This window comes from Halanaerobium sp. MA284_MarDTE_T2 (assembly GCF_003337245.1).
Taxonomy (GTDB): Bacteria; Bacillota; Halanaerobiia; order Halanaerobiales; family Halanaerobiaceae; genus QPJE01.
Genome location: NZ_QPJE01000013.1, coordinates 14,967 through 41,522, shown reverse-complemented (window position 1 = coordinate 41,522; position 26,556 = coordinate 14,967). Strand labels below are relative to the sequence as shown.

Below are 26,556 nucleotides of genomic sequence, written 5' to 3'. Positions count from 1 at the left end.
TCTAATTCAAAGAAAAATAATTAGTTCCGTGATTTTTCTATTGCTTGATCCAGATCAGCTTTAATATCTTTAATATCTTCAATTCCAATAGAAAGTCTAATTAAATTCGGAGAGATACCGGTCTTTTTTAGATCTTCTTCATTAAGCTGCTGATGAGTTGTACTTGCCGGATGAATGGCAAGTGATCTTGTATCTCCCAGATTGGCGACATGTAGAAATAGTTCTAAGTTATTGATAAACTTTTCAGCTGCCTTTTTACCACCTTTTACACCAAATGCAATCATACCACCATAACCATTACTTAAATATTTTTTTGCATTTTCATGTGTGCTGTGATTTTTAAGACCTGGATAGCTGACCCATTCAACTCTATCATCTGCCTGCAGAAATTCTGCTGTCTTAAGTGCATTTTGCGAATGTTTTTCCATCCTGAGGCTCAATGTTTCCAAACCGGCTGCGGTTAAAAAAGAATTAAATGGACTGGGTGCACTTCCCAAATCTCTCAGCAGCTGTACTCTTGCTTTAATGATATAGGCAGCCTCTCCAAACTCTTCCTGAAATTTTATTCCATGGTAGCTGGGATCTGGTTCTACCAACCCCGGAAATCTTCCGGTATTCCAGTCAAAATTACCGCTGTCAACTATTACACCACCGATAGAATTACCATTACCGGAAATATATTTTGTTGTAGAATGAAGAACAATATCTGCTCCATATTTAAAAGGCCTGCAGAGGTATGGTGAGGCAAGAGTATTGTCCACTATCAGCGGTAAACCATTCTGATGAGCAATTTCTGCTATTTCTTCTAAATCAGGTACAGTCAGAGATGGATTTCCGATAGTTTCTAAGTAAAAAGCTTTTGTATTATCTCTGACTGCTTTTTCAAAGCTTTTTGGATCTTCTGTATCAACAAAGTTTACATCTATACCCATCTTTTTAAAAGTATGTTTAAATAGATTATGGGTTCCACCATAGATTGCACTCCCACTTACAATATGGTCTCCCTGATTACAGATAGTTAAGAGAGCAACAACTTCTGCTGCCTGTCCTGAAGAAAGTGCTAAAGCACCGACCCCACCTTCTAAAGCTGCAATTCTTTCTTCTAGAACCGAATTGGTAGGATTCTGAATTCTTGTGTAAATATTTCCACTTTCTTTTAGAGCAAAAAGATCTGCTGCATGTTCTGTGTTTTCAAATAAGTAAGATGATGTCTGATAAATGGGGAGAGTAGCTGATTTTTTGTTATCTCCCGGGTTATAACCTGCATGTACCGCTAAAGTATCAAATTCTAAACTCATTTAATTTCCCTCCTGAATATTATTTTAAAAACAAAAATCCCAGCTCCTAAAAGTAGAAGTGGGATAAATTACGTACTCCTTATCTTCAGGAATAATCCATCTGGAATTAGCACCGGGCAGTATATAGACTGCTGGTTGCCGGGCTTCAAAGGGCCAGTCCCTCCACCACTCTTGATAAGTTTATTTGTTTTTTAATACTTTAACATAGTTTATTTATCTTGTCAAGAATTAATTTTGTGCAAAATATCACTTGTACCAGGTACAAAAAGGTCTTTTTGTACCTGGTACACACAGTTAGATGCCAGACACCTGTTAAATTCAGATATCTGACATCTGCTGTAATTGTATGATAATCTATAACACATATATTTTACGCGGCAGCACCTTTATTTCTATATATATAATATCCAAATCCAACAACAGCTATTGCAATTATTCCAACACCAATTACACCCAGGTTCATGAATTTAACTATCAACCAGGTAAGAGGATTACCACCATCACAGATACTGGAGATAATATTGGCTCCTTCTGGGAATTCAAAAGAAGTTGTTTTAGCTGCAGATGTAATCATTGGTGCCAGGTTGGTAGCTATCAGCAGCCCAACTCCGATGATAATAGCTCCGATTAAAGTAGATCTAAATATATTACCTTTTGTAATCGGGATAATCATGACCACCATAAATGGCAGTGTGGCCAGATCTCCAAATGGAAGCACACCATTACCAGGTATAATTACAGCTAAAAAGATTGTCAGTGGAACCAGGATAAGAGCTGTAGAAATAGCACTTGGATGCCCTATTGCAATTGCGGAGTCAAGTCCAATATAAAATTCTCTGTCCTGGAACTTTTCGCGCATATATTTTTTAGCTGATTCAGATAGAGGTGTCAGACCTTCCATAAGAATTTTTACCACTCTGGGGAAAAGAAGCATAACGGCGGCCATTGTAACACCAAGATTCAAAATTTGGGGAATGCTGTATTGGGCAAGCATTCCGACAATAATCCCTAATACAAGTCCCATAAAGATTGGTTCACCAAAAACACCAAATTTTTCCTGTATTGTTTCCGGATCAAGTTCAATATCATTTATTACAGGTATTTTATCTATCATGGCATTTAAAGGTATTGCAATTGGTACATATGCTGCAGAAAATCCATGTGGCAGAGATATATTAGGTATGTTGTAGAATTTCTGCACCATGGGAGCTGTCCAGTCAGCCAGAACAAGAACAATTGCTGCATTGAGGGCAGCAGTAATAAGTCCCCAGGTCAGACTGTTAGTAACAGCAGCTACCAGGGAACCGGTAAAAGCAAAGTGCCAGTAGTTCCAGATATCAACATTTAAGGTTTTAGTAAGCTTAAAGAAAATCATAACAACATTGACCAGAAGCACAATTGGTATAACAAAAGCGCCAACCTTTGTACCATAAGCTATTGCTGCAGAAGCGGGCCAGCCTACATCAATAATATTGAGAGAGATCCCAAAATTGTCGATCATAGCTTTTGCTGCAGGTCCAAGGTTGCTCACCAGTAAATTAAGTACAAGGTTAATACCAACAAAGCCGATACCTATTAATAATCCAGACTTAAAAGCTTTTCCGGGTTTTTGTTTAAAAATTAGTCCCATAATAAAGATTATAATTGGCAGAAAAACTTGTGCTCCCAGATTAAGTAAATATTGAATAGCAGCTTGCATTATATTTCCTCCTTTACTCTAGTCCTTTAATATATTTTTAACTTCTTCTATTACTTCTTCTTCTCCAACTCCGCTAATAAAAGGAAGACCTTTTACATAAGGAACATCAACTTCAAATGGAAGTTGAGTTGTAGCAATTAGCAGATCCACTTTATTATCTTTAAGATGGCTTTTGGCTTCTGTAACTTTAACCTGATTGATATTGACATCAAAATTATTTTCCTTCGCAATTTCTTTAATTTTTTCTCCCACTACAGTTGATGTTGCAATACCGGTACCACAGACAAGTAAAATATTTTTTTTCACTGGTATTCACCCCCTTTTTTTAATAAGAATTTGCTAAAAATTAAATTAACCACTGTAAAATTAAAATCTACTGCAAATTTGTTTTAACTAAATTAAGTATTTCATGCTTATCATCAGACTTTTTGATAGATTTTAAAAAGTCAGAATTCTGAAAAGCCATAATAAGTTTGCTTAAAAATTTGCTCTGCTTTTCCTTTTCGTCTATAAGTAAAAAGAATAGGACTTCAACATTCACTTCTTTATTTGGATCATCCATCTGCTTAAAAGTGATAGGTTCAGCCATCTTTACCACCATTAAAGAAGCTTTTTTGATATGTTTATTGTCTGTATGTGGTATGGCAACATTTATTGGTTCTGTATTTATACCTGTTGGAAAAACAGCTTCTCTTTCAAGCAGTGCATTATAATAGCTTTCTTTAACGATATTTTTTTTCATTAAAATATTGGACACTTTTTTGAACAGCTCTTCCTTTGTTTTAGAGTGATCATTTATAAGTATTAAATCTTTTTTGACCATATTATCAATATTCAGTAATGTAGAATTTTTTTTCATAAATTACATCTCCCTTTTTGATAAATAATATAGTGATAAAATTGTGGAATAAAAATTTTTTATAATTGTCGAGACAGAAATTTAATATAATTAAACTAAAGAGTGTTTTTAGATAACTGGCTGTATATCTGATCTACAGAATCTGCCCTAATTAAGTTATCAAAAAATTGTTCATCTTTTACCAGAAGATTAAAGACTCTAAAAAATTTTTTAGCTTTGGCTTTATCTTTTAAGGCAAGCAGAAATATAATATTAACATTTTTAGAATCATCACTCCATTTGATTCCTTTTTGGAGTATGGCAACTGCAACACGTGATCTCAGCACAAATTCGTTATCACCATGTGGAATGGCCATACCCTTTGTTATTTCTGTGGATGTAAGTTCTTCTCTTGCAAAAACAGACTGGCTGAAATTTTTTTTAACAATTCCTTTTTGTACAAGCTTATTAATTAAGAAATTAAGAAGTTCTTCTTTTGAATTAATATTTAAATCAGGAAAAATTAAATCTTTGTCAAATAAAGAGTTGTCTATTTCTGCATATGTATTAAAACTCAGGCTGTTTTTAAACTGAGTTAGTTCACCTTTAATCTTTTTGATATCTTCTTCCAGCAGAAGAGGATTGACCTGTATAAAAGGCTTTTCTTCAATTTTTACTGGTACAGTACTAATAATTAAATCAATACTGGTTAAATTATAATTTTTTAGGCTGTGCAGTGATATCGAATCACTGATATTGATATTAACAAAGTTTTCCTGCAGTTTGGAAGCTAAAAGCTGTGCTGTACCAATACCACTTCCACATACAAGCAGCAGATTGACAGTCCTTTTTCTTCTTTCCAATGCTGCTCCCAGATGTAGTGCAATATATGCTACTTCCTCTTCTTTAATCTGCAGATCTAGTTTTTCCTTAAAAATAATACTGGTAGCCCATGCCGCTCCAAAAACATTGGGATAATTTTTCTTTATATTTTCCAACAGCGGATTACGCAGACTTAGACCATATCTAAGTCGGTTGACAGCTGGTCTCAAATGAAGAATAAGACCTGTAAACAGTTTTCTATCATTCTGCAGGCTGACATTCAAAATATCCTCTGACATTTCTATAATACTGCTGGCAGTTTCTATAATTTCCGGGTCAACAGTTTTGAGCAGATCATCCAGGTTATCTGTATCAACATTTTTTAAAGATTTAGAGCCAAGTATGTGCAGGCACATATATCCAATCTCCGAATCAGGAAGGCTAATATCAAGCTCTTTATTTATTTTTTTGGCAATAAACTTTGCAATTCTGTATTCTTCTTTGTTTTTTAAGCTGTTTAAACTGTCTTTATCCATCACAATATTTTTATTGGCTTTTAATCTTTCTATACTGATGGCAGTGTGTATAATTAGCCCATTAAAGGTCTGATCTGTAAAGGAAAAATCAAGTTCATTTTCCACTTCAATTAAAATATTTTCTAAAACTTCAATCAGCCTGTCCATATTTACATCTGTAAAAAGATCTTTTAAAGATCTGTAAACTGATTGATCAATGCGCGAATTATCATCATTTATGTTCAAAAAGTTATTTAAAATACTTTCATTTTGAACCTTTACCAGCAGTTCTGCAGTAAACTTGCGCCAGTTTTTTTCCTTTCCTTCTATATTTAATCCATTTTCATTTTTTATAAGCTGCAGATTGTATTTTTTTAACCAGTCTCTAATATCTTTCAGATCTTTATAAATAGTTGCATCAGAAACATACAGCTCTCTGGATAGATCGCTGACATTATAATCACTATTTTCAAAAATAAGTTTAAGAATATAGTTCTGTCTTTGTTTTGGTGTGAGCTGTTTGCTGTTTTTGAGATTATCCAGCAGTTCATTTTGAAGCAGCTCCATTTCATTATCGTCGAGCTCAAGCCAGACACCAACATTTGGTTTTTTAATAAGTTTAAATCCTTTTTTGTCCAAAAATTTCTGCAGTTCTTTGAGATCTTTTCGGACTGTGCGACGTGATATAGTCAATTTATCGGCCAGAGCCTGTATAGTAATAGGAGAATCTGATTGAAGAAGAAGGTATATAATCTTATTTAATCTTTCATATGTTAACTGCATTAATGGTCAAACCTCCATATCTTGCAAAATTATCTTACTTTTCTCTATATTACTATTATTAAAAGTATTATTCCAAGTTTAATATTATCACAGGAGATTTTTTAAAACAATGAAATAACTCGGATGATATTTCCAGATTAATGTGGAAGGATTTTATAATTGTTAATCATTAATTAGTACCGGGTACAAAACCCCCTGTTTTGTACCCGGTACAAGTGATTATAAGCACAATTAAGAATAGAAAAAATTTTAAGAAAAATTATCAGATTTACCTTGACAGACCTAATTTCTGATGGTACCATTAAGATGCATTTAATTTACAAAAGATATAAAATAGAACAAATGTAAAAAAATAAGTTAATAACGCGTGGAGGTGAAGGCAATGGAATTGTCTGAAGCGAAAAAATTAAAGATGTACAGAGACATGTGGAGAATTAGACAGTTTGAAAGAAAAGTAGATCAGTTTATTTCCAGAGGTGATATTACCGGGACAACTCACCTTTATATAGGTGAGGAAGCTACCGCAGTGGGAGCAATTAATGCTTTAAAAGATGAAGATTATATAAGCAGTACCCACCGAGGTCATGGTCATGCTATTGCAAAGGGATCTGATATTAAGGAAATGATGGCGGAGCTGTTCGGAAAAAGAACTGGAGCCTGTAAAGGTAAAGGCGGTTCTTTACACATTATTGATACCAGTACAAATAATTTGGGGGCAAATGGTATTGTTGGGGGAGGTATTCCAATAGCTGTTGGAGCTGCTCTGGCACTTAAGATGCAGAACCGCGATGAAGTTGTACTTAACTTTTTTGGTGATGGAGCCATGAATCAGGGGGCTTTTCATGAAGCTACAAACCTGGCAGCAGCCTGGAATCTTCCAGTAGTATTTCTCTGTGAAAATAATCAGTATGGAATGTCAACTTCAATAGAAAAAGCATTTAAGATTAAAGATCTGGCTAAAAGAGGGGAAGCCTATGGTATACCAGGTGTTAGAGTAGATGGAAATAAAGCTCTAGAAGTATATGATACAGTTTTAGAAGCTGCTAAGAAAGCAAGAAATGGCGGCGGCCCCAGCCTGATAGTGTCAGAGACATATCGCTGGAAAGGTCATTCTAAGAGTGATGCCAAGGTTTATAGAACAAAGGAAGAAGAAGAAGAATGGAAACAAAGAGATCCAATCGCTGATTTTGAACAAATACTCATCGAACAGAATTTGCTCGATGAAGATAAAATAAAAGAGATTAAAAATGAAGTTGATGCTGAAGTAAAAGAAGCAGTAGAATTTGCAAAAGAAAGTCCATATCCGGACAAAGACGAAATATTTGATGATGTATATGTAGATAGGGAGGTGGAATTATAATGAGAGTTATAACAGGAAGAGAAGCAGTAAGAGAAGCACTGCGTGAAGAGATGCAGAGAGACGAAAATGTCTTTATAATAGGTGAAGATGTTGGAGTTTATGGTGGTGCTTTTGGTGTTACAGGTAATTTAATAGAAGAATTTGGTGAGGAAAGAGTTAGAGATACTCCTATCTCCGAAGCCGCAATAGCAGGGGCAGCTGTTGGAGCATCACTGCTGGGGATGCGCCCGGTAGCAGAAATAATGTTTATGGATTTTGTTACAATAGCTTCTGATCAGCTTATGAATCAGGGGGCAAAAATTCATTATATGTTTGGCGGCCAGCAGAATGCACCATTTGTAATGAGGATGCCGGCCGGAGCAGCAGAAGCTGGAGCTCAGCATACTCAGAGCCTGGAAGCACTGCTTTATCATATTCCAGGACTCAAAGTTGTAATGCCTTCTACACCATATGATCTAAAAGGATTACTCAAAACAGCCATTAGAGATGATAATCCTGTCATGTTTGTAGAACATAAAAAAGGTTATGGCGAAAAAGGCGAAGTTCCCGAAGAGGAATATACTATTCCATTTGGAAAAGCAGATATAAAAAGAGAAGGAAAAGATGTAACTATAATAGCGACTTCTCATATGGTATTTAAAGCATTAAATGCTGCTGAAACACTTGCAGAAAAAGGAGTGGATGCAGAGGTACTAGATCCAAGAACACTGGTTCCACTTGATATGGAAAGTATTGTTAAGTCTGTAAGTAAAACTGGTAAAGTAGTTATAGTTCACGAAGCTCCAAGGAGAGGTGGAGTTGGTGGAGATATAGCGGCAAGAATTTCTGACAGTGAAGCATTCTATTATCTGGAAAAGCCAATTAAGAGAGTTACAGGTCCAAATACTCCGGTACCATTTTCTCCAGTGTTAGAGGCAGAATTTATTCCAAGTGAAGAAAAAATTATTGATGCTGTAATGAAATTAACTAAATAACATAAGTATATAAGTAAGTATGGACTTATAAGGAGGTATAAATATTATGGCAGAAGAGCTGATTATGCCCAAACTCAGCATGACCATGGAAGAAGGTCAGATTGTTAACTGGCTGGTTGATGAAGGTGATGCAGTTGAAGAGGGTGAAGTAATATTAGAAGTTCTCAGTGATAAAACAAATTTTGAGATTGAAGCTCCTGCATCTGGTGTTCTGCTCAAAAAAATATATGATGCAGATGATGTTGTGCCTGTCACTGAAGTAATTGGATATATTGGTGAAGAAGGAGAAGATATTGAAGACTTAATTGCTGATAAGGAAGCTGGCTCAGAAAAAGAAGCAGAAGTGCAAGATAAAGAAGAAGCTGCAGAAAAAACAGAAGAAACTGAAAAAACTCCTGCAGCAGAAAAAGAACAGTCGACAAAAGAAAATGACATAGAAGTCAAAGATGAAATAATAACAGATAAAGTAAAAACAGTACCTGCTGTAAGAAGAATTGCTGAAGAGAAAAATATAGATCTGCGTAAAGTTGAACCAACAGGAGAAAATAATGTAATAGAAGTAAGAGATATCGAAAACTATATAGCAGAAATGGAAAAAGGAACAGAAATTAAAGCTTATAGAGAAAAATTAAGTGGTATTAGAAGGTCCAGTGCCAAAAAAGTTAAAGAAAGCTGGACAGATATACCCCATGTGACAGTAACCAGTGAAGTAAATATGGAAAAAATAATTGAACTTAAAGATAGCTGGAATCAGATGCAGAAAGATGATGTGCTTAAAGTTTCTATAACCGATCTTCTGATTAAAATAGTAGCTGCAGCAATGGAAAGACATCCTATTATGAATGCATATATGGAAGATGATGTAGAAGTTGTTCATAATGAGGGAGTAAATATAGGACTTGCAGTTTCAGTCGATGATAAGCTTACAGTTCCGGTATTTAAAAATCTGGAAGCAAAAAATATAAAAGATATTGTAAGAGAGAAAAAAGAACTTATAGAAAAAGCCAGAAATAACAAACTTAAGTCAGATGAAATAACAGGTGGTTCTCTCACTATAAGCAATCTGGGTATGTATGGCACAGAAATATTTACACCGATTATCAATGCTCCTCAGAGTGGAATACTGGGAGTTGGAACAATAAAGAAAAAACCTGTTGTCGTAGATGATGAAATTACAATTAAGCCAATGATGTGGCTGAGCCTTGCCTTTGACCACAGGCTGGTAGAAGGTGCACCAGCTGCAGTATTTCTCAAAGAAATAAAAGATCTGCTGGAATTCCCGGCTAAAGTCATGTTTTAGTCACTTGTAAGGAAAAAACAGGGAATTAGCTTTTTTAGTGTGTGAATATATATTTCAATGCGGCTGCTTAAAAAGGAAATTTCTATACTATAAATTTAAATAGGAATTTCTTTAAATATATTTAATAAAATCACTTAACCAGAAAAGGTGTGAATTTTATGTGGGTAAGAGTAATAATATTAATCATAATTGCCTGGATTCTGCAGGCACTGTTTACATTCCTGCAGATTTCTAACTACCGCAAAAGAATAAGAGAATTAAAAAAGAAGGGAAAGCTTGGTATTGGTAAAGTATCACGAAAACTGAGTGCCGGCACTATTGTGTTTCTGGTAAGTGATGATTCTAAAACAATTATAGATGCCGAAAGAATGAGTGGAATAACAGTATTTGCCCGCTTCAAAAAAGACAAAGAGCTGATCGGCAAGTCTTTAGCCGAGCTTGAAGAAAAAGAATTTAAAAATAAAGCTAAAACAGAAGCGGTAAAAAAAGCAGTGGAAAATTTAAAATCACAGTTTCAGAGTGAGGATTAATTTTTTAACATATTTTTAACAGTATAATTAATAATGAAGTGGATTTTAAACAGGTTAATCATTATAAACAGCAGAACAGCATAAATGCGGAATAAAACCTGCCCAGAAATCTGCTTCATTTAACTCTGAAACTCTGTATTAAAATTTATTCATAATATTATAAATAATTAGACTTGGAAGAAATATTTTAAAAATACTTGTTTTTAAATGGTTAATATACTGTTTACAGAGAAAGCCAGCTGACTAAAATACTCCAATCTTTATACTTGATTTATAATAACTCATAAAACTGAAGAAAATCTAAAATGGAGGTGGTGCAAAGGTTAAAAAGTTTGCTGATGATTTAAGTTTTAACAAAAATTTTGGAGGTGTTAAAATTAATGGAAGCATTAACTGTTTTTGCAGAATGGTTTATAGGTTTATTTAATGAAGGTGGTAAAACATTTGTTGGTTTTCTTACAGGGATAGTTCCAACTCTTGTTGCTCTGATGACAGCTGTTTATGCTATTAAAAACATGATTGGAGAAGAAAGGGTAAATAAATTTGCCCAGAGAATTGGCGGTAATATTATTCTCCGCTATACACTTCTTCCAATTATGGCTGTCTTTTTCCTGACCAATCCAATGGCTTATACATTTGGAACTTTTCTTCCCGAAAGATATAAGCCCGCTTTTTATGATGCAGCAGTTTCATTTGTTCATCCAATCCTGGGTCTTTTTCCACATGCCAATCCGGCTGAATTATTTGTCTATATGGGAATTGCCAACGGTATTCAGGAAGCAGGATTTTCTCTTGGCGCTCTGGCTATAAGGTACTTTATAGTTGGTGTGGTAGTAATCTTTATAAGAGGTCTTGTTACTGAACGTATAACTGTCTGGATGATGAACAGAGAAGGTGTAGAATTAGAAGGATTTTAATATTATTTTAAATCCAAAAAAGTTTTGGCAGGTCAGTTAAACAGCATCTAAACAGCTGAACTGTTTGACTGGAATGGCAGGATTTAAGCAAAACAAACTAAAAATCTAAAAAGTTATGATTAATATAATCATAAAAGGAGGAAAAGTAATGGCTTATAAAGCTGTAAAAATTAATCGCTCCAGCAGTGGTTGGGGAGGGCCGCTTGTCCTTAAACCAACAGATAAAAAAAATGTAGTTGCATCTATAACCGGTGGTGGAATCGATCCGATTGCCAAAAAAATTGCTGAAATGAGTGGAGCAGAGGCAATAGATGCTTTTACAAATAGTGTTCCAGAAGAAAAGATTATGTGTGTTGTAATTGACTGTGGTGGTACTGCACGGGCAGGAGTTTATCCGAAAAAAAGAATTCCTACTGTTAATTTAACTCCGGCCGGACAGGTTGGGCCACTTGCAAAATTTATAAAAGAAGATATTTATGTTTCTGGAGTAAAAGAAAGTACTATTGAGTATGCAGAAGATGAATCAGAGGTTGTAGAAAGTGAAGTAGAAGCTGCAGGAGCTTCCGAAGCTGGAGAAGAAAAAGAAGATATTAATGCTAAAAAAGCTGCTGCTGAAGAAGAAAAGGGTGGTATAACAGGATTTATTGCCAATATAGGTAGAGCTATGGGTGGAGTAGTAGGAATATTTTATCAGGCAGGACGTGAAACAATAGATCAGCTGATAAAAAATATTATTCCTTTTATGGCCTTTATCGCAACAATAATTGGTATTATTAATGCTACTGGACTTGGAGAATTTATTGCTAATACACTTTCTCCACTGGCAAGTACACTACCTGGACTTCTATTATTAACAATTATTGCATCACTTCCGTTTCTGTCCCCTATTCTTGGACCCGGTGCAGTAATTGCCCAGATTATTGGTGTTATGATAGGTGTAGAAATTGGAAAAGGTAATATTCCGCCACAATTTGCACTGCCGGCTCTGTTTGCTATTAATCCTCAGGTTGGCTGTGATTTTGTTCCGGTAGGTTTAAGTCTTGGTGAAGCTGAACCAGAAACACAGGAAATTGGAGTTCCGGCTGTACTGATTTCCAGAGTAATAACAGGGCCAGCGGCAACAATAATTGCCTACTTTGCCAGTTTTGGCCTCTATTCATAAGAGATAATATACTTAATGCTTATTAATACTAATACAGCAAAAGGCAAAATTTGTTTATTGATATAGAGCAGCAGACAAAGCAATACTAGTACTTTTTCTAAAGCTGTTATTGTACTTAATTATACAGGAGGAGGAATAATTTTGGAAACAATCTATGAAGTAGAAGTTACTGGATTAGGTGAAGGTGTTGACGAATTTTTGGAACAGGACTTAATAGTTCTTTTTAATAATAATGCACCTGCAGAACTGGCCGAAATCTCTGTTATTCATACAGAAGCAGAGCTAAAGGGTGAGATAGAAGCAGGTGATATTATAAGTATAGATGATAACGATTATAAGATCACCGCTGTTGGTGAAGTAGTTAATAAGAATATAAGCAGGTTGGGACATTCAACTTTAAGATTTAACGGTAGAGATGAAGCACAGCTTCCTGGAGATATTAATGTAGAAAAATCTCCACTGCCAGATATTAAAAAAGGAACTATTATTAAGATAATCAAAAAATAATTTAAATAAAAGGTGATATAATGAGACTTTATAATGAGTTAAAAAAGAGAGAAAGTATGGGAAATAAGATCAAAGTTGCTCTGGTAGGTGCCGGTCAGATGGGTACCGATATTGTGAGTATGGCTTCTTCAATGCCGGGACTAGATATTGCCGTTGTAGTAGACATTAATCTGGAAAATGCTCAAACAGCATATAAACTGTCAGGATTAAATGGAAACCAGATTAGAGAAAGCAGTAGCAAAACCGAAATAGAAGATTTAGTTATGCAGGACAAAGCAGTAATTACATCTGATTCCAATATAGTGACAGAAGTGGATAATATTGATGTAGTAATAGATGCAACAGGAGTACCAGAAGTAGGTGCTGAAGTTGGATTAAACAGCATTATGAATGGTAAAGATATAGTTATGATGAATGTTGAAGCTGATGTTGTGATAGGACCTATCCTTAATAAAATGGCCAAAAGGGCCGGTGTAACCTATACTGGTGCAGCCGGTGATGAGCCAGCAGCTATTATGGAAATATATGATTATGCAAAGAGTATGGGACTTGAAGTAGTAGCTGCCGGAAAAGGTAAAAACAATCCACTTCAGCTTGATGCAAATCCGGATACTGTTCGAGAGACGGCAGAAAAGAAGGGAACTACTCCTAGAATGCTGGCTACCTTTGTTGATGGTACAAAAACGATGGTAGAAATGGCAGCTGTCTCCAATGCAACAGGCCTTGTACCAGATGTTGTCGGCATGCATGGGCCAACTACCAATGTAGAAGATCTTCCCCAAAAATTTTCTCTAAAAGAACAGGGTGGAATCCTGAACAGCAAAGGAGTAGTCGATTATTCGCTTGGAAATGTAGCACCAGGGGTATTTGTTATAGTAACCTCTGATAATCAGCGAGTTAAAGATAGTTTTGCTTACTCCAAGATGGGTTCTGGACCTAATTATCTACTCTACAGACCTTATCACCTGGTTAGTCTGGAAACTCCAATCTCTGCAGCGAGAGCAGTAATTAAGGGAGAGGCAGCAATTGCTCCAGAGTTTGGTCTGGTCAGTGAAACAATAACAGTGGCTAAAAAGGATCTCAAAACAGGTGAAACTCTTGATGGGATTGGCGGCTTTACTGTCCACGGTTCAATCGAAAAAGCTGAGACTGCCAGAGAGAAAAACCTCCTCCCCCTGGGTCTGACTCATGGTGCTGTAATGAAAACAGATGTTAAAAAAGGTGATCTTTTAACCTATGATGATGTTGAAATTAAAAAAGATTCCATTATCTATCAGCTGAGAATGATTCAGGATAAGATGCTGTAAAAAAATGAAGCAGGTATCAGGCACTTAAAAAAATTTCTCGGTGTCTGGTACCTATATTTTTTGCCAAGTTTTTGTTCCAATCTGCAATTGCTATTTTGATTATATTATCTTATAATAAAATTGAACAGCTTTAAATTTACAAGATTAAATCTGGAGGTGTTTTAGATTAATGGAAAAAGTTGAAACAGAATTATACTGTGTAAAATGTGATGAAGAAACCCCCCATATAGTAACCTATATAAATGATGAAATTCAGACAATAAAATGCAATAAATGCGGCAGCTCACATGGAATTGACAAAAAAGAACTGCTGGAGCACTATACAGTTGACACAGTTGAACACATCCTGACAGAGCCCTTTAAGCTGAGCAAACAGCTTAAAGAGAAGAAATTTTCTATTTTATATTCTTTACCCAAAAGGCTGCTTACAAAACCCTACAGAATAGCAAAAGACATTAAAGATATATTAGAGGAAGAAGAATAATTTAAAAAGGAGAGTATTATGAGTATTAAAAAATCTAAAATAATTTATTCAGAAGAATTTAATCCATGGTACAACCTGGCTTTAGAAGAATATTTGTTAAACAGTGTTGATGATGATGAGATAATATTATACCTGTGGCAGAATGATAATACAGTTGTAATAGGCAGAAATCAAAATGCCTGGAAGGAGTGCCGCTGCAGCCTTCTGGAGGAAGAAAATGATGGATATCTTGCTCGAAGATTATCAGGAGGAGGAGCTGTCTATCATGACATGGGTAATTTAAACTTTACTTTTTTGATGGACAGAGATAGTTATAATCTCAAAAAACAGCTGTCAGTTATCCTGGAAGCAGTAAAAGGACTGGGAATTGATGCTGAATTTTCCGGCAGAAATGATCTTGTAATTGGTGAAAAGAAATTTTCCGGTAATGCCTTTTATTTTGGCAGTAAAAAAGCATATCATCATGGAACAATACTGCTGGATACAGATATTAAATCTCTAGTGGAATATCTGCAGGTATCAAAAGAAAAGATTATTTCCAAAGGGATAGAATCTGTACGTTCAAGAGTTGTTAATTTAAAAGAAATTAATGATAAAATTAATCTGGACTCACTTAAAGAAAAGCTGGAAAAAAGTTTTAGCAGTATTTATGTAGAGCCAGAAGAAATTTTGCATTATACACCTTCAGAAATGCCAGAAATTGCAGATCTTTATGAAAAATATTCTTCCTGGGACTGGAGATATGGAGAAACTACTGAATTTGATATAATATTTTCCAACAGATTTGACTGGGGTGAAGTAGAAATAGCGCTTAATTCTGTTAATGCTGTGATAGAAAAAGCAAAAGTTTATTCTGATGCAATGGAAGCAGAACTGTTTGCAGAGCTGGGTCCTGTGCTGGAAGGTGTTCGCTTTACCAAGGAAAATATTATTGAAACTGTAAAGGGTCTAAAAGATAAAGGTAATAAAGAGATGATTTCTGATCTGGTAGACTGGATAAAAAAACGGGATTTTTAAATATTATAGACTTTCCCCATTTTTTATATACTGCTGCAAAAAAGGGAGATGCAGGAATATTGAAATTTTTAGTCAATGAATCTTAACGAAATGAAGGAAGAAATAGGGTTGAACTGCAGGATGGAGTGAGCTAATCATGAGTCAGGAGGACTCATTGATTAGTGTGCCCTATTTCACACCCGAATTGTGTTTTAGATAAATCTAAAAATTTCGTTGATGACTAAAGCCCCTTTTTGCAGCTTGAAAATAAATTTTGGGGAAACTCCTATTAAATATTTGCTTGACATGGGAAAATTGCTGTTTGTCTGGATGGAGAGGGGAATTTTAACATGGATGAAAATAAAAGGTACTGTAAAAAGCTTAAAGCAGCAAGATATTATTATAATGAAGGTTTAACCCAGCAGGAAATTGCTGACAGACTTTATATTTCTCGTCCTACTGTTTCTAAAATGCTGAAAGAGGCAGAAGAAGAAGGAATTGTTCAGTTTAAAATTATAGATGTAAAAGATAAATGCCATATGCTGGACCTGGAAGACAAGCTGGTTAAAAAATTTGGACTTAAAAATGCTGTTATTGCAGAATATGATGAGAAATATAATGACTTAAAAGATAGAATAGGCAAAGCAGCCGCACAGTATTTTGAAGATGTAGTAAAAAGTGGTATGACAATAGCTATCTCCTGGGGAACAACCCTGCGTTCTATGGTAAAAAATTTAAATTTCAATAAATCTGTAGATAATCTAAAGGTAGTTTCTATGGTTGGTGGATCGAGGAATCTGGTGACAGATATTCAGGCCAATATTTTAGTGGAAAAAATATTGAATAAATACCAGGGGAAAGGCTATTATCTTTATGCACCTGCTGTTGTGGACAGTCCTGATATTGGAGAAAATTTGAAAAACAATCAGGAAACTAAAGAAGTGCTGGAAAAATCGAAAGAAGCAAATATAGCTTTTGTGGGGATTGGCCCTGAAATAGAAAAATCCACTTTAAAGGAAACCGGTTATTTTAATCAGGAAGAGATAAATCTTTTAATGAATCACAATTCTGTTGGAGATATCTGCTGGAGATTTTTTGATAAAAATGGTGAAGTTTGTATCCCTGAAATTGATAAGAGAACAATAGGGGTAAGTCTTGATACACTAAAAGAAATGAAGACAGTAGCTGGAGTTGCCGGTGGTGAAGAAAAGTTAGATGCTATACTGGCCACACTTAGAGGAAATTTAATCGATATATTGATAACAGATGAAATTACCGCCAGAAAAATAATAGAAAAATCAGAATAAATTATCTTCAGTTTTCATTTGAAATCATTAATTTAAATTATTTTTTAAAATTAGTATTTAATGTATTTTACTAATTTTTATTAATTCAGCTTAAATAAAAAAATATAAAAATAAATAAAAATAAATAATAAAATATGCTTGCTTTTGCTTTCATATTGTGTTAATATTTAAATTAAAGAAAATAAAAGATAATTTTTAAAATTTAATTTATAAATCAGCAATTAGGAGGTGGGGAAATGAGTAAAAAAGCTAAAAAGAAAATTGTTATTGGTGCAGCAAAGGCAGCTGTTGAATTAAAAGAAGTTTTAAAAGAACTGCTGGAAGAAGAAGAAATAGAATATGAAGATGTGGGTCTTAATTCAGCTGATGAGGATGAGTATTACCCATCAGTGGCAAAAAGAGCTGTAGAAAAGATAGTAGAAAGCGATTATGAAAAAAAAGGTATTTTACTCTGCGGTACGGGAATCGGTATGGCAATTACAGCTAACAAATTTCCCAAAATATATGCTGCTCAGGTTTATGACAGCTATGCAGCAGAACGGGCCAGCTTAAGTAATGATGCAAATGTTATTACACTTGGTTCCAGAATAACCGGGCCAGAACTGGCAAAGAAAATAGTTAAAGAATGGCTTGGACTGGAATTTAAACCTGGACGTTCAACCCCAAAACTAAAAGAGATTTATGAGATAGAAAAAGAGAATTTTAAGGGAATTGAATAAACCAGTATTTTTTAATGTCTAGGAAATTATACCAGGTGGTTTATTGTGGATAAAATTTATGGATTCATAATTTTCGACGTCAACAAAATTTAACCTTACTGTAATAAAGAAGTCCGAAGGACATTTTGTTCTAATAAAAAAATCAGTATACAAAAATCTACAATATAAATTACTATAAATTATAAGGGGCTGATAAGATTGAAATTTTTTATTGATACTGCCAATCTTGAAGAAATTAAAGAAGCAGAAAGTTATGGTTTAATAGATGGTGTGACAACAAATCCATCTTTGGTGGCAAAAGAGGGAGATATTGAATTTGAGACAAGAATAAAAGAGATCTGTGAAATAGTGGATGGCCCGGTTAGTGCAGAAGTGGTTGGTCTCAAAGCTGAAGAGATGATTAAAGAGGCAGAAGAACTGGCCGAGATAGCTGATAATGTAGTTGTTAAGATTCCGATGACAATGGAGGGAATGAAAGCTGTTAAAGCACTTAGTGAACAGGGTATAGATACAAATGTGACCCTTGTTTTTTCGGCTAATCAGGCACTTCTGGCTGCAAAAGCAGGAGCAGCCTATGTAAGTCCCTTTATAGGAAGATTGGATGATATAGCAGCAGATGGTATGAACCTTGTAAGAGAAATAGTGCAGATTTTTGATAACTATGGTATAGAAACTGAAATTATTTCTGCCAGTATAAGACACCCCATGCATGTCAAAGAGGCAGCACTTGCCGGGGCAGATATTGCAACTATCCCATTTAATGTAATAGAAAAACTTTCCCAGCATCCCCTTACAGATATAGGCATTGAGAAATTTTTGGATGACTGGAATAAAACCCAGGGTGCTAAATAGAGGAAAAATAAATGTTAAATTAAATTTCAATACTGTACGGAGTTTAGCAGCATAATTTGAATTTATACCACAAAAGTTTGTAGCAAAATAACTTATCAATTAATACAAATATTATAAAAATATATTAAAACCAAACCAATACAGGCTGTACTGCTGTCTGCAGTTTGTATTGGTGAAATAATTCAGAATATTGATTTAAAATTGCAAATTTTCATTCATATTAAAGAGTTTCTCCAAAATTATTTTTAGAGATGCAAAAAAAGAGATTTCTTTATAAATGTAATTTTTAGATTCATTTAAAACTCAACTATGGTACGAAAATATGGTACATTAATTAAAGAGTTCTCCTGATTCATGATTTTGACGCACAGGATGTGCTGGTGTCCTGAATACTGTAGGATGTAGCTAATATGAGGGATTACATTTTGTAGTTCGACCCTATTTCTCTCCAGCAATAAAGGGTAAAAATTAATTGCTGTCCTTTTTCATAATCTTTTGACTTGTTTCAAATTTAATGTTATAATTATAAATATGATAATAAGTAAAAGTATAAGTGAAGAATAATAAAAGGTTGTGAATAAAGATCAAAATGAACAAAAGAAGAGTTGGAGACATTTTTTCTGATAAACTCATTATTCCATCTGTAAAAAAGCTGAAATATCTTAATGAGGCCCTTAAGAGTTCTGCTCCTGTCCTTTATTTATCCAATGTTCATATTGGTAATTTAAAATCTATCTCGGAAACCTGCCATAAAAAGAGTAAATTTGTTTTTGTTCATACCAACTTAATAGGTGGTTTTAAAGCAGATCATACTGGAATAAAATTACTAAAAAACTTTTTTCGGGTAGATGGATTATTTTCCACCAATCCCCAGACTATAAGTTTGGCTAAAAAAGAAGGCCTTTATGCTGTCCAGCGTTTCTTTTTTATGGATTCTATGTCAACAGATTTTGCGCTAGAAAGTTTGAGGAGCTCAAATCCTGATGCATGTGAACTGCTGCCTTCACCTTTAGCTTTGAAGGTTAAAAAAAAAATAAAAAGTGTGAATCCAGATATACCACTGCTGGCAGCCGGCTATATAGATAATCGAAAATTTGTAGAAAAAATATTTGAAGCCGGTCTAGATGGATTGACTACCAGCAGCAAAGATTTATGGCCCTAAATTCTTTATTTATTAATTCCTTCTAAACCGTAATCTAAGTTCCTTAATTTTCAAAATATTAAAACAAAATATTAATGATCAACACTTTTATTATATTAATCAAAACAAAATCAATCAAAAGGGTATGTGATAAGAAACCCCGCTTTTAGACAATAGGATATTTTCTGTTGTTCTAGAGTGGGGTTTTTATGTTTAGATTTTAAATTTTGCTGTTTTTAACAATTAACATATATCAAAATTAGGAGGGAAAATTATATGAAGTATGTATTAGGAGTAGATATAGGCACAAGTGGCGCAAGGGCGGCGATCATTAATGAAGAAGGTGAATTTGAAAATTCATTTTACACCAACCACGGGTATAATATACCTAAAGCAGGTTGGGCTGAACAGGAAGCAGAGGTATATTGGAACAGTTTTTGTGAGGTAGTTAAAGAGGCTACAAATTGGGTTGAAGAACAAAATGGCGACATTGTGGGACTTGGTGTCAGCGGGTTAACTCCAGATGTTTTACCGATAGATAAAAATGGAGAACCCTTAGCTCCTGCAATTTTATGGCTGGACAGAAGAGGTACAGAAGAAGCTGAATGGATAAAAGATAATATTGGTGTAGACAAAGTATTTGAGTTAAGTGGAAACACTGTTGACTCCTATTATGCTTTGGTGGAACTGCTCTGGCTGAAAAATAAGGAGCCTGGGATTTACGGAAAAGCAGATAAATTTGTAAACATTAAAGATTATGTACTTAACAAACTAACTGGAACAATCTGTATGGATTATACTCAGGCTGCCTGTACAGGTATAGGGTTCGATATCCGCAAAAAGCAGTGGGATGCTGAAATGTTCAATAAACTTGGACTGGATATTAATAAGATGCCCGATCTTGTTAGGCCTGAAGAAATAATTGGAGAAACTCTTCCAGAAATAAGTGAAGAAACGGGGTTGGAACCTGGTATTCCAGTTGTTGCTGGAGCAGGAGATGCATTTGCTAGTGTAATGGCTGCTGGTATTAGTGAAGTTGGAGAAAATGTTGTAGCCTTAGGTACTTCAGCAGTTTGGGGATTTTTAGGAAAATCTGATGACTTTGCAGAAAATATGCTTGTTACCCCCGCCCCTGGTTATCCTGATATGTATCTAACTAGTGCAGCACCTGTATTTACAGGTGGAGTATATAAGTGGATTAGAGAAAATATCATGGCACATGAAGCTGAAGATGCCTATGATAAAATGAATGAAGAAGCAGCAAAAATCAAACCTGGTTCAGATGGATTAACTATCCTGCCGTATTTTGCAGGTGAAAGATCACCTGTTTGGGATGCAAGAGCTAGAGGAGTTATTTTTGGTTTATCCACAGACCACACCAGGGCCAATGTATTTAGAGCTGGACTCGAATCTGTAGCATATGCTCTGCTTGACAACTTGAAATACATTAGAGCCTCAGGTACTGAAATTAGTGAAGATATGGTTGTAACAGGTGGTATGGCTAAAAGTAAATTACTGAGAGAAATTTTAGCAAACACCCTGAACATGAATGTTGTTTACATTGGCGGTCATGTAAGTGCTGAAGTAGGATCAGCTTATATTGCCGGTAATGGTGTTGGCTTATTTGAAAGTTATGAAGTGGCAAAAGAAAAACTAGAACTTATTGATAAAATTGAGCCAGATCCAAAGATCAACGAAATTTATGAAGAATACTATGAAAGAGTATATAAACATTTGTACCCAGCTCTTAAAGATATATTTAAAGCTAATTATGAAATCAGAAACAATGTTGATAAACTGATCAATTAAAAACTGATCAATTAAACTCATTTCGATGTTTGTCAAGTTGTATAACTGCTTTGTTAAATGACTATTAAGATGATGGGTTAATAAACACCAACCTGTTTTCTCGTAATAATTTAATAACTTCAATAAGAGAGAAAACAGGAATAAAATATCAAATAAATCTTGAATGACTATATTTTTTAAAATTAAGTTTCAAAAACCCCTAAAATTTTTATTTATTTTATTAAAATAAATTACTATCCCAGGTCTAAAAAAGGAGAATGATAATTATGCTGACTAATTTAAATGAAGTACTGCCCCAGGCAAGAAAAGAAGGTTATGCAGTTCCAGCGTTTGACTGTATTGAAGATTTTATGATCAGAACTATTTTGGATACTGCAGAAAAGAAGAAATCACCTGTAATTTTAATGTCTTTAAGACACGATCTTGAAGGTAAAGGATTTAGTTATATTGCAGGTTTGATCAATAAAGTTGCTCCAGAATACGATATACCAATTGTGCTTCACCTTGATCATGCGGAAAATTTCGAATTTATAAAACAGGCGATTGATAATGGTTTTACTTCAGTAATGTATGATGGCTCTAAACTTCCTTTTGAAGAAAATATTAAGAATACAAAAGAAATAGTTGACTATGCACATACTAAAGGAGTTACAGTTGAAGCTGAATTGGGGCATGTGGGAGGAATGAAACTTGACGGCAGCAGAGAAGGAGATTCCCAGCTTACCAGAGCAGAGGATGTAAAAATATTTATCGAAAAAACTGGTGTTGATGCTTTAGCAGTTTCGATCGGTACCGCTCATGGTGTTTATGAATCCGAACCGGAATTAAATATTGAACGTTTAAAAGAGATTAATGAGATCAGTTCGATTCCTTTGGTACTTCATGGTGGTTCTGGTACACCTGTAGAACAGGTTCAGGAATCTATCAAAAACGGTATTGCAAAAATTAACATCTTTGCTGATTTGAGAATTTCAATGTATAAGGGACTTTTAGAAGCTGCCAAAAAGGCAGAGCAAGAAGGAAGAATTGACCCAACTCCAGATGTACTTTTTGAACCGATTAGAAATTCTCTAAGTGATGCTGTGGCTGGAAAAATAGAAGATTTATTTGCTGATAACAGAGTTTGATTGATAAAGGAAACAAAAAACTATTAGATTTGACGTAACGGAATATTAACCAGGAGGAATAATATGAAAACTAGAGCACTCAGATTATATGGGAAAAAAGATCTTCGTTTAGAAAAATTTGAGCTTCCTGAAATCAAAGAAGATGAGATTCTGGCAAAAGTAGTTACAAACAGCATTTGTATGTCGACCTACAAAACTGCTCTTCAGGGTGCAGACCACAAACGTGTACCTGATAATGTTTCAGAAAATCCGATTATTACAGGCCACGAATTTGCAGGTGAGATAATAGAGGTTGGTTCAAAATGGAAGGATAAGTATAAAAAAGGTGAGAAATTTACTATTCAGCCTGCCCTTGTCTATGAAGGAAAAGCTGTAACAGCCGGATATTCTTACCCATATTATGGTGGAAACAGTGAATATGTAATTATTCCATCTGAGGTAATTGAGACAGATTATATTTTTAAATATAAAGGTGATGCATTTTTTGAAGCTTCTCTGGCGGAACCTATTTCCTGTGTGATCGGAGGGTATAAGTCTGTTTACCATCATACAGAGGATTATAAACATGAGATGGGAATTGTTGAGAGAGGAAGTACTGTTCTTTTAGGTGCTGCAGGACCTATGGGTCTTGGTGCTTTAGATTATGCACTTCATTCTGATAGAAGACCTTCTCTTTTAATTATGGTAGATATAAATGAAAAAAGGCTTCAGCGAGCAGCTGACATATTTTCTGTAGAAGAAGCTGCTGAAGACGGAATTGAGCTTCACTATATAAATCCAGCAGAAGAAGAAAATTATCTGGAGAAAATTAGAGAATTAAATCATGGACAGGGTATTGATGATGTATTTGTTTATGCTCCTATTAAAAAGTTAGTAGAAGATGGAGATGAGCTTTTGGGAGATGACGGCAATTTGCATTTTTTTGCTGGACCAACAGATAAAGAATTTTCTGCTGAAGTAAATTTTTATAATGTTCACTACTCAAATACACATTTTACTGGTTCATCTGGTGGTAATGATGTTGATATGAGAGAGGCGCTTGATCTTTTTGCTGAATCGCGTCTTAAACCAGCCAAGATGATTACACATATTGGTGGACTTGATAGTGCAGAAGAAACTATTTTAAATTTACCCGATCTTCCTGGAGGGAAGAAGCTGATTTATACCAATATAAATATGGAATTAACACCTCTTAAAAAATTAAGAGATAAAGCTGAAGTTGATAAAAGGTTCGCTGAGCTGGCAGATATAGTTGAAGCAAATAACGGGCTCTGGTCAAAAGAAGCAGAGGATTATCTGCTTGATAATTTCAGTTAAATTTGGCTGTACATTAAATACTTAAATATAATAAAACACGGCACATAAAAAATGTTTCTTTATATTTTTTTAAGTCTAACTGTTCTAATTTTTTTCCTATTTTCCAATAATTATTTCTATACCGGAATCTTTTATTTCTTTAAGATCTTTATCATTTATTTGAGAATCTGTAATAAGGAGATCGATTTCACTACTGCTGGCAAATTGAGCAGCAGAAGTATGACCTATTTTAGTATGATCCAGGACTGCAATTAATCTGTCGGATTTTTCTACCATTTTTTTCTTTAATTCTACTTCATAAAAATTAAAATCTGTTAATCCATTTTTGACATTGAATCCGTGCGCAGAAGTAATCATCAGATTAGCAGAAATATCATTGAGCATACAGCTGCCGATAAGTCCTTCTACAGAACCGGATTTAGGCCTTACAATTCCTCCCAGCAGAATAACATTAAAGTCTTCTTCATTTTTAAGTTCTAATGCGGTATAAATGCCATTGGTTATTACTGTCAGTTTTTCGTATTGGGTTAGATAGGGAAGGAGGTAGAGAACTGTAGAGCTGGCGTCAAGTATTATTGTCTGACCGTTTTCTATATAGTTTTTTGCCACTTTTCCAATTGCCTTTTTTTCCTCCACATTTTTTTCACTTCTTTTGTGGAAACTGCGGAAGCTGTTTTTGCTCTCTCTTTCTGGCAGAACAGCACCACCGTGAATTCTTTTTATTAAACCCTTTTCTTCGAGCTGGGTCAGATCATTGCGGATAGTTGCACCTGATACAGAAAGTTGTTTTTCCAGTTCCTGGGTGGAGATTTGTTTATGTCTTTTTAAAATTTCTAAAATTTTATTTTTCCTTGTATGAGAAAGCATCTAAAATACCTCCTAGTAGGTTTAAAACTACTGTCATTTATTATAATTGTATTTTATAATATTTTGAATGTCAAGCAAATTACAATCATATGTTTATATATTTTAAATTATTTTTTTATTTAATGTCTAAAATAAAAGAAAATAAAAACTACCAATAAAATGATAATTTAATCAACTTTATTCATACTGTATTTAGTATTCAAAGCATGTAAAAATAGTTTAGTCTTGATCAATTAAAATGGTAATCTTTATTTAAAGTGTGATAAAGCCGAATTTAATGTCATTAGGAGTACAATTTTTAAACATTATAAAAATAAACAGAAATAAACAGAAAGAAACAATAATAATTACTTGCTTTAATTTTTATATTATGTTAGTATTTAAGTGGATAAATATCTGTAAATTAGACAAATTTAAATAATTTGTTTCTAACAGCTGTAATTTTAAAGTATGACTCCTTAATAATTTTTAATTATATTACTGAAAGGAGAAATAATATGGATTTAAATATTAATGAAATTTCAGGAAAAAAATGTTCCTGTGGAAGAACACATCAGATTCCAATAAAAGAAGTTTTGATCGAAGAAAATGCTGTTGATAAACTGCCCGAGTTAATTAAGCAAGTAACAGAGGAAGAAAAAATCTATGTTATAAATGATAAAAACACTAAAAAAGCTGCCGGTAATGCTGTGCAGTCGGTACTTAATGAAGCCGGATTTGAAGTAAAAGAAATACTGCTTAAGGAAAAAGAAGGCGATGACCACCTGGTTCCTGACCCTGATGCTATTTTTAGTGTTTTAGCAGGGACAGATGATGATGGATATATTGTTGCAGTTGGTTCAGGAAGTATAAATGATCTTACTGCTTATGCAGCGCGAAAAATGGGAAGAGGTTATTCTGTTGTTGCCACAGCACCATCAATGGACGGTTATGCATCTTCAATTGCCTCTATTACTGCAGAAGGGGTTAAAAAATCTTATGATATTACACCACCAGAGTTTATTGCTGCTGATTTAAATATTCTGGCAGCTTCTCCCTGGAAGTTAATTCAGTCAGGAATCGGTGATCTGCTGGGCAAAGTGACCTCTCTATTAGGATGGAAAATGCAGAGAGAACTGCTTGATGCATATTTCTGTCAGGAAGCTTATAATATGGTAGAAAATGTGCTGAATGAGCTGATGGATAATTATAAAACTATTATAGATCGAAAGATTAAAGGAATTGAATTACTAACAAAAGGTCTTATATATTCCGGGATTGCGATGATGATGGTCGGGAACTCAAGACCTGCATCTGCAGGTGAACATCAGATATCTCATTTTTTTGATATGTATTCTGGCATATTTAAGCAACCTGTACCAACACACGGCATTAAAGTTGGGGTTGCTGCAGTTATAACAAGTAATATGTATCTGCGGCTGCTGGAAACTGATTTTTCTGAACTGGAAATTAAACACAACCGCAAACTGAGAGAAAAAAATATAAAGGAAATATATCTGGATAAAGCACCTAAAATACTCAATCTTCTTGATAAACGCTGGGAAAGAGAAAAAATATCTCAGGCGAGATTGCTGGAGAAAGAAGAAAATCTAAAAAGCTATATTAGAGAATATAAAGATAAGCTTCAAAGTATAGAAAAAATTTTGGATGATTTCGGATTTTTTGAAAGAGAAGATGTAAAAAATTTAAATCGAGACTGGTTAAATAAAGCAGTGAATTACGGCTTTGAAATTAGGGCCCGCTACTCTATCCTCACTCTTTTAACACAGCTTGGATTAATTGAAGAGTGGTCTCAGGATGCGGTGGCAGAGTTGGAGAAAAAACTTTAACTTTATTAAAAATAATAAAGGGTGAAAGAAGAGATTAATATAGAGAGAAGCTAAAAAAATAAGGAGATATAAAGCAAATTAATACAGTTAAAGGAA

Annotated in this window: 24 protein-coding genes and 1 riboswitch; of the genes, 18 read left to right on the top strand and 6 right to left on the bottom strand. The window is 34.4% G+C overall.

All coding sequences use genetic code 11. The features are described from left to right. Nucleotides 1-20 precede the first annotated feature (20 nt). The 5 genes from DFR78_RS07340 to DFR78_RS07320 all read right to left on the bottom strand — a co-directional run bounded on the left by DFR78_RS07340 (nt 21) and on the right by DFR78_RS07320 (nt 5,955). Nucleotides 21-1,298 carry an O-acetylhomoserine aminocarboxypropyltransferase/cysteine synthase family protein gene (locus DFR78_RS07340; protein WP_114458193.1) on the bottom strand — a complete coding sequence of 426 codons (1,278 nt, stop codon included), beginning with the start codon at nt 1,296-1,298 and terminating at the stop codon, nt 21-23. A 76-nt stretch (nt 1,299-1,374) separates the two neighbouring features. Further along, a riboswitch (SAM riboswitch) is annotated at nt 1,375-1,479 on the bottom strand. A gap of 189 nt (nt 1,480-1,668) precedes the next feature. Beyond that, a complete protein-coding gene (locus tag DFR78_RS07335) occupies nt 1,669-2,997 on the bottom strand; it encodes a PTS galactitol transporter subunit IIC (protein WP_114458192.1) in 1,329 nt (442 codons plus the stop codon). A gap of 18 nt (nt 2,998-3,015) precedes the next feature. Further along, nucleotides 3,016-3,303, bottom strand: a complete 288-nt coding sequence (locus tag DFR78_RS07330; RefSeq protein ID WP_114458191.1) for a PTS sugar transporter subunit IIB — start codon at nt 3,301-3,303, stop codon at nt 3,016-3,018. Nucleotides 3,304-3,370: 67 nt separating this feature from the next. Continuing rightward, a complete protein-coding gene (locus DFR78_RS07325) occupies nt 3,371-3,856 on the bottom strand; it encodes a PTS sugar transporter subunit IIA (RefSeq protein ID WP_114458190.1) in 486 nt (161 codons plus the stop codon). A 95-nt stretch (nt 3,857-3,951) separates the two neighbouring features. Further along, complete coding sequence (locus DFR78_RS07320; RefSeq protein WP_114458189.1) at nt 3,952-5,955, bottom strand: BglG family transcription antiterminator; 2,004 nt, start codon at nt 5,953-5,955, stop codon at nt 3,952-3,954. 382 nt (nt 5,956-6,337) lie between these two features. On the opposite strand from DFR78_RS07320, the gene pdhA reads away from it, so the two are divergent. The 17 genes from pdhA to DFR78_RS07235 all read left to right on the top strand — a co-directional run bounded on the left by pdhA (nt 6,338) and on the right by DFR78_RS07235 (nt 23,764). Further along, on the top strand, nt 6,338-7,315 hold the full coding sequence (gene pdhA / locus DFR78_RS07315) for a pyruvate dehydrogenase (acetyl-transferring) E1 component subunit alpha (RefSeq protein WP_114458188.1): 978 nt from the start codon (nt 6,338-6,340) through the stop codon (nt 7,313-7,315). Next, nucleotides 7,315-8,289 carry an alpha-ketoacid dehydrogenase subunit beta gene (locus tag DFR78_RS07310; RefSeq protein WP_147267758.1) on the top strand — a complete coding sequence of 325 codons (975 nt, stop codon included), beginning with the start codon at nt 7,315-7,317 and terminating at the stop codon, nt 8,287-8,289. Before pdhA ends, DFR78_RS07310 begins: the two co-directional genes overlap by 1 nt. A gap of 46 nt (nt 8,290-8,335) precedes the next feature. Beyond that, nucleotides 8,336-9,589: a dihydrolipoamide acetyltransferase family protein gene (locus DFR78_RS07305; protein WP_114458186.1), complete on the top strand. Its 1,254-nt coding sequence runs from the start codon at nt 8,336-8,338 to the stop codon at nt 9,587-9,589. Between the two features lie 158 nt (nt 9,590-9,747). Next, nucleotides 9,748-10,119 (top strand): transcriptional regulator GutM, encoded by a 372-nt coding sequence (locus tag DFR78_RS07300; RefSeq protein WP_114458185.1) that lies wholly within the window; start codon nt 9,748-9,750, stop codon nt 10,117-10,119. Nucleotides 10,120-10,499: 380 nt separating this feature from the next. Further along, entirely contained in the window at nt 10,500-11,036 is a 537-nt protein-coding gene (locus DFR78_RS07295; RefSeq protein WP_114458184.1) for a PTS glucitol/sorbitol transporter subunit IIC, read from the top strand. A 148-nt stretch (nt 11,037-11,184) separates the two neighbouring features. Then, complete coding sequence (locus tag DFR78_RS07290) at nt 11,185-12,198, top strand: PTS glucitol/sorbitol transporter subunit IIB (protein WP_114458183.1); 1,014 nt, start codon at nt 11,185-11,187, stop codon at nt 12,196-12,198. A gap of 141 nt (nt 12,199-12,339) precedes the next feature. After that, nucleotides 12,340-12,705, top strand: a complete 366-nt coding sequence (locus tag DFR78_RS07285) for a PTS glucitol/sorbitol transporter subunit IIA (protein WP_114458182.1) — start codon at nt 12,340-12,342, stop codon at nt 12,703-12,705. A 17-nt stretch (nt 12,706-12,722) separates the two neighbouring features. After that, nucleotides 12,723-14,012: an SAF domain-containing protein gene (locus DFR78_RS07280; protein ID WP_114458181.1), complete on the top strand. Its 1,290-nt coding sequence runs from the start codon at nt 12,723-12,725 to the stop codon at nt 14,010-14,012. Nucleotides 14,013-14,181: 169 nt separating this feature from the next. Continuing rightward, entirely contained in the window at nt 14,182-14,496 is a 315-nt protein-coding gene (locus tag DFR78_RS07275; protein WP_114458180.1) for a bh protein, read from the top strand. A gap of 18 nt (nt 14,497-14,514) precedes the next feature. Next, nucleotides 14,515-15,513 (top strand): lipoate--protein ligase, encoded by a 999-nt coding sequence (locus tag DFR78_RS07270; RefSeq protein ID WP_114458179.1) that lies wholly within the window; start codon nt 14,515-14,517, stop codon nt 15,511-15,513. A 329-nt stretch (nt 15,514-15,842) separates the two neighbouring features. Beyond that, on the top strand, nt 15,843-16,799 hold the full coding sequence (locus DFR78_RS07265; RefSeq protein WP_114458178.1) for a sugar-binding transcriptional regulator: 957 nt from the start codon (nt 15,843-15,845) through the stop codon (nt 16,797-16,799). 236 nt (nt 16,800-17,035) lie between these two features. Beyond that, nucleotides 17,036-17,518 carry an RpiB/LacA/LacB family sugar-phosphate isomerase gene (locus DFR78_RS07260; RefSeq protein WP_114458177.1) on the top strand — a complete coding sequence of 161 codons (483 nt, stop codon included), beginning with the start codon at nt 17,036-17,038 and terminating at the stop codon, nt 17,516-17,518. Between the two features lie 198 nt (nt 17,519-17,716). Further along, nucleotides 17,717-18,370, top strand: a complete 654-nt coding sequence (gene fsa / locus DFR78_RS07255; RefSeq protein WP_114458176.1) for a fructose-6-phosphate aldolase — start codon at nt 17,717-17,719, stop codon at nt 18,368-18,370. 589 nt (nt 18,371-18,959) lie between these two features. Beyond that, the gene (locus DFR78_RS07250; protein ID WP_114458175.1) at nt 18,960-19,532 is read left to right on the top strand and encodes a glycerol-3-phosphate responsive antiterminator; all 573 of its coding nucleotides are present in this window, start codon (nt 18,960-18,962) and stop codon (nt 19,530-19,532) included. A gap of 255 nt (nt 19,533-19,787) precedes the next feature. Then, the gene (locus tag DFR78_RS07245) at nt 19,788-21,320 is read left to right on the top strand and encodes an FGGY-family carbohydrate kinase (RefSeq protein WP_114458174.1); all 1,533 of its coding nucleotides are present in this window, start codon (nt 19,788-19,790) and stop codon (nt 21,318-21,320) included. A 266-nt stretch (nt 21,321-21,586) separates the two neighbouring features. Beyond that, nucleotides 21,587-22,447: a class II fructose-bisphosphate aldolase gene (locus DFR78_RS07240; RefSeq protein ID WP_114458173.1), complete on the top strand. Its 861-nt coding sequence runs from the start codon at nt 21,587-21,589 to the stop codon at nt 22,445-22,447. Between the two features lie 63 nt (nt 22,448-22,510). Further along, on the top strand, nt 22,511-23,764 hold the full coding sequence (locus tag DFR78_RS07235) for a zinc-binding dehydrogenase (protein ID WP_114458172.1): 1,254 nt from the start codon (nt 22,511-22,513) through the stop codon (nt 23,762-23,764). A 96-nt stretch (nt 23,765-23,860) separates the two neighbouring features. On the opposite strand, the gene DFR78_RS07230 is transcribed toward DFR78_RS07235, so the two are convergent. Then, complete coding sequence (locus tag DFR78_RS07230) at nt 23,861-24,631, bottom strand: DeoR/GlpR family DNA-binding transcription regulator (RefSeq protein WP_114458171.1); 771 nt, start codon at nt 24,629-24,631, stop codon at nt 23,861-23,863. A gap of 497 nt (nt 24,632-25,128) precedes the next feature. On the opposite strand from DFR78_RS07230, the gene DFR78_RS07225 reads away from it, so the two are divergent. Beyond that, nucleotides 25,129-26,460, top strand: a complete 1,332-nt coding sequence (locus tag DFR78_RS07225; protein WP_114458170.1) for a sn-glycerol-1-phosphate dehydrogenase — start codon at nt 25,129-25,131, stop codon at nt 26,458-26,460. Nucleotides 26,461-26,556 lie beyond the last annotated feature (96 nt).

Bases quoted from the DNA above. Each gene is read 5' to 3' on its own strand.
- DFR78_RS07265 (WP_114458178.1), top strand. From the start codon at position 15,843: ATGGATGAAAATAAAAGGTACTGTAAAAAGCTTAAAGCAGCAAGATAT.
- DFR78_RS07335 (WP_114458192.1), bottom strand. From the start codon at position 2,997: ATGCAAGCTGCTATTCAATATTTACTTAATCTGGGAGCACAAGTTTTT.
- DFR78_RS07295 (WP_114458184.1), top strand. From the start codon at position 10,500: ATGGAAGCATTAACTGTTTTTGCAGAATGGTTTATAGGTTTATTTAAT.
- DFR78_RS07240 (WP_114458173.1), top strand. From the start codon at position 21,587: ATGCTGACTAATTTAAATGAAGTACTGCCCCAGGCAAGAAAAGAAGGT.
- DFR78_RS07260 (WP_114458177.1), top strand. From the start codon at position 17,036: ATGAGTAAAAAAGCTAAAAAGAAAATTGTTATTGGTGCAGCAAAGGCA.
- DFR78_RS07275 (WP_114458180.1), top strand. From the start codon at position 14,182: ATGGAAAAAGTTGAAACAGAATTATACTGTGTAAAATGTGATGAAGAA.
- DFR78_RS07225 (WP_114458170.1), top strand. From the start codon at position 25,129: ATGGATTTAAATATTAATGAAATTTCAGGAAAAAAATGTTCCTGTGGA.
- DFR78_RS07305 (WP_114458186.1), top strand. From the start codon at position 8,336: ATGGCAGAAGAGCTGATTATGCCCAAACTCAGCATGACCATGGAAGAA.
- DFR78_RS07290 (WP_114458183.1), top strand. From the start codon at position 11,185: ATGGCTTATAAAGCTGTAAAAATTAATCGCTCCAGCAGTGGTTGGGGA.
- DFR78_RS07300 (WP_114458185.1), top strand. From the start codon at position 9,748: ATGTGGGTAAGAGTAATAATATTAATCATAATTGCCTGGATTCTGCAG.
- DFR78_RS07270 (WP_114458179.1), top strand. From the start codon at position 14,515: ATGAGTATTAAAAAATCTAAAATAATTTATTCAGAAGAATTTAATCCA.
- DFR78_RS07235 (WP_114458172.1), top strand. From the start codon at position 22,511: ATGAAAACTAGAGCACTCAGATTATATGGGAAAAAAGATCTTCGTTTA.
- DFR78_RS07340 (WP_114458193.1), bottom strand. From the start codon at position 1,298: ATGAGTTTAGAATTTGATACTTTAGCGGTACATGCAGGTTATAACCCG.
- DFR78_RS07320 (WP_114458189.1), bottom strand. From the start codon at position 5,955: ATGCAGTTAACATATGAAAGATTAAATAAGATTATATACCTTCTTCTT.
- DFR78_RS07310 (WP_147267758.1), top strand. From the start codon at position 7,315: ATGAGAGTTATAACAGGAAGAGAAGCAGTAAGAGAAGCACTGCGTGAA.
- DFR78_RS07250 (WP_114458175.1), top strand. From the start codon at position 18,960: ATGAACAAAAGAAGAGTTGGAGACATTTTTTCTGATAAACTCATTATT.
- DFR78_RS07245 (WP_114458174.1), top strand. From the start codon at position 19,788: ATGAAGTATGTATTAGGAGTAGATATAGGCACAAGTGGCGCAAGGGCG.
- DFR78_RS07325 (WP_114458190.1), bottom strand. From the start codon at position 3,856: ATGAAAAAAAATTCTACATTACTGAATATTGATAATATGGTCAAAAAA.
- DFR78_RS07230 (WP_114458171.1), bottom strand. From the start codon at position 24,631: ATGCTTTCTCATACAAGGAAAAATAAAATTTTAGAAATTTTAAAAAGA.
- pdhA (WP_114458188.1), top strand. From the start codon at position 6,338: ATGGAATTGTCTGAAGCGAAAAAATTAAAGATGTACAGAGACATGTGG.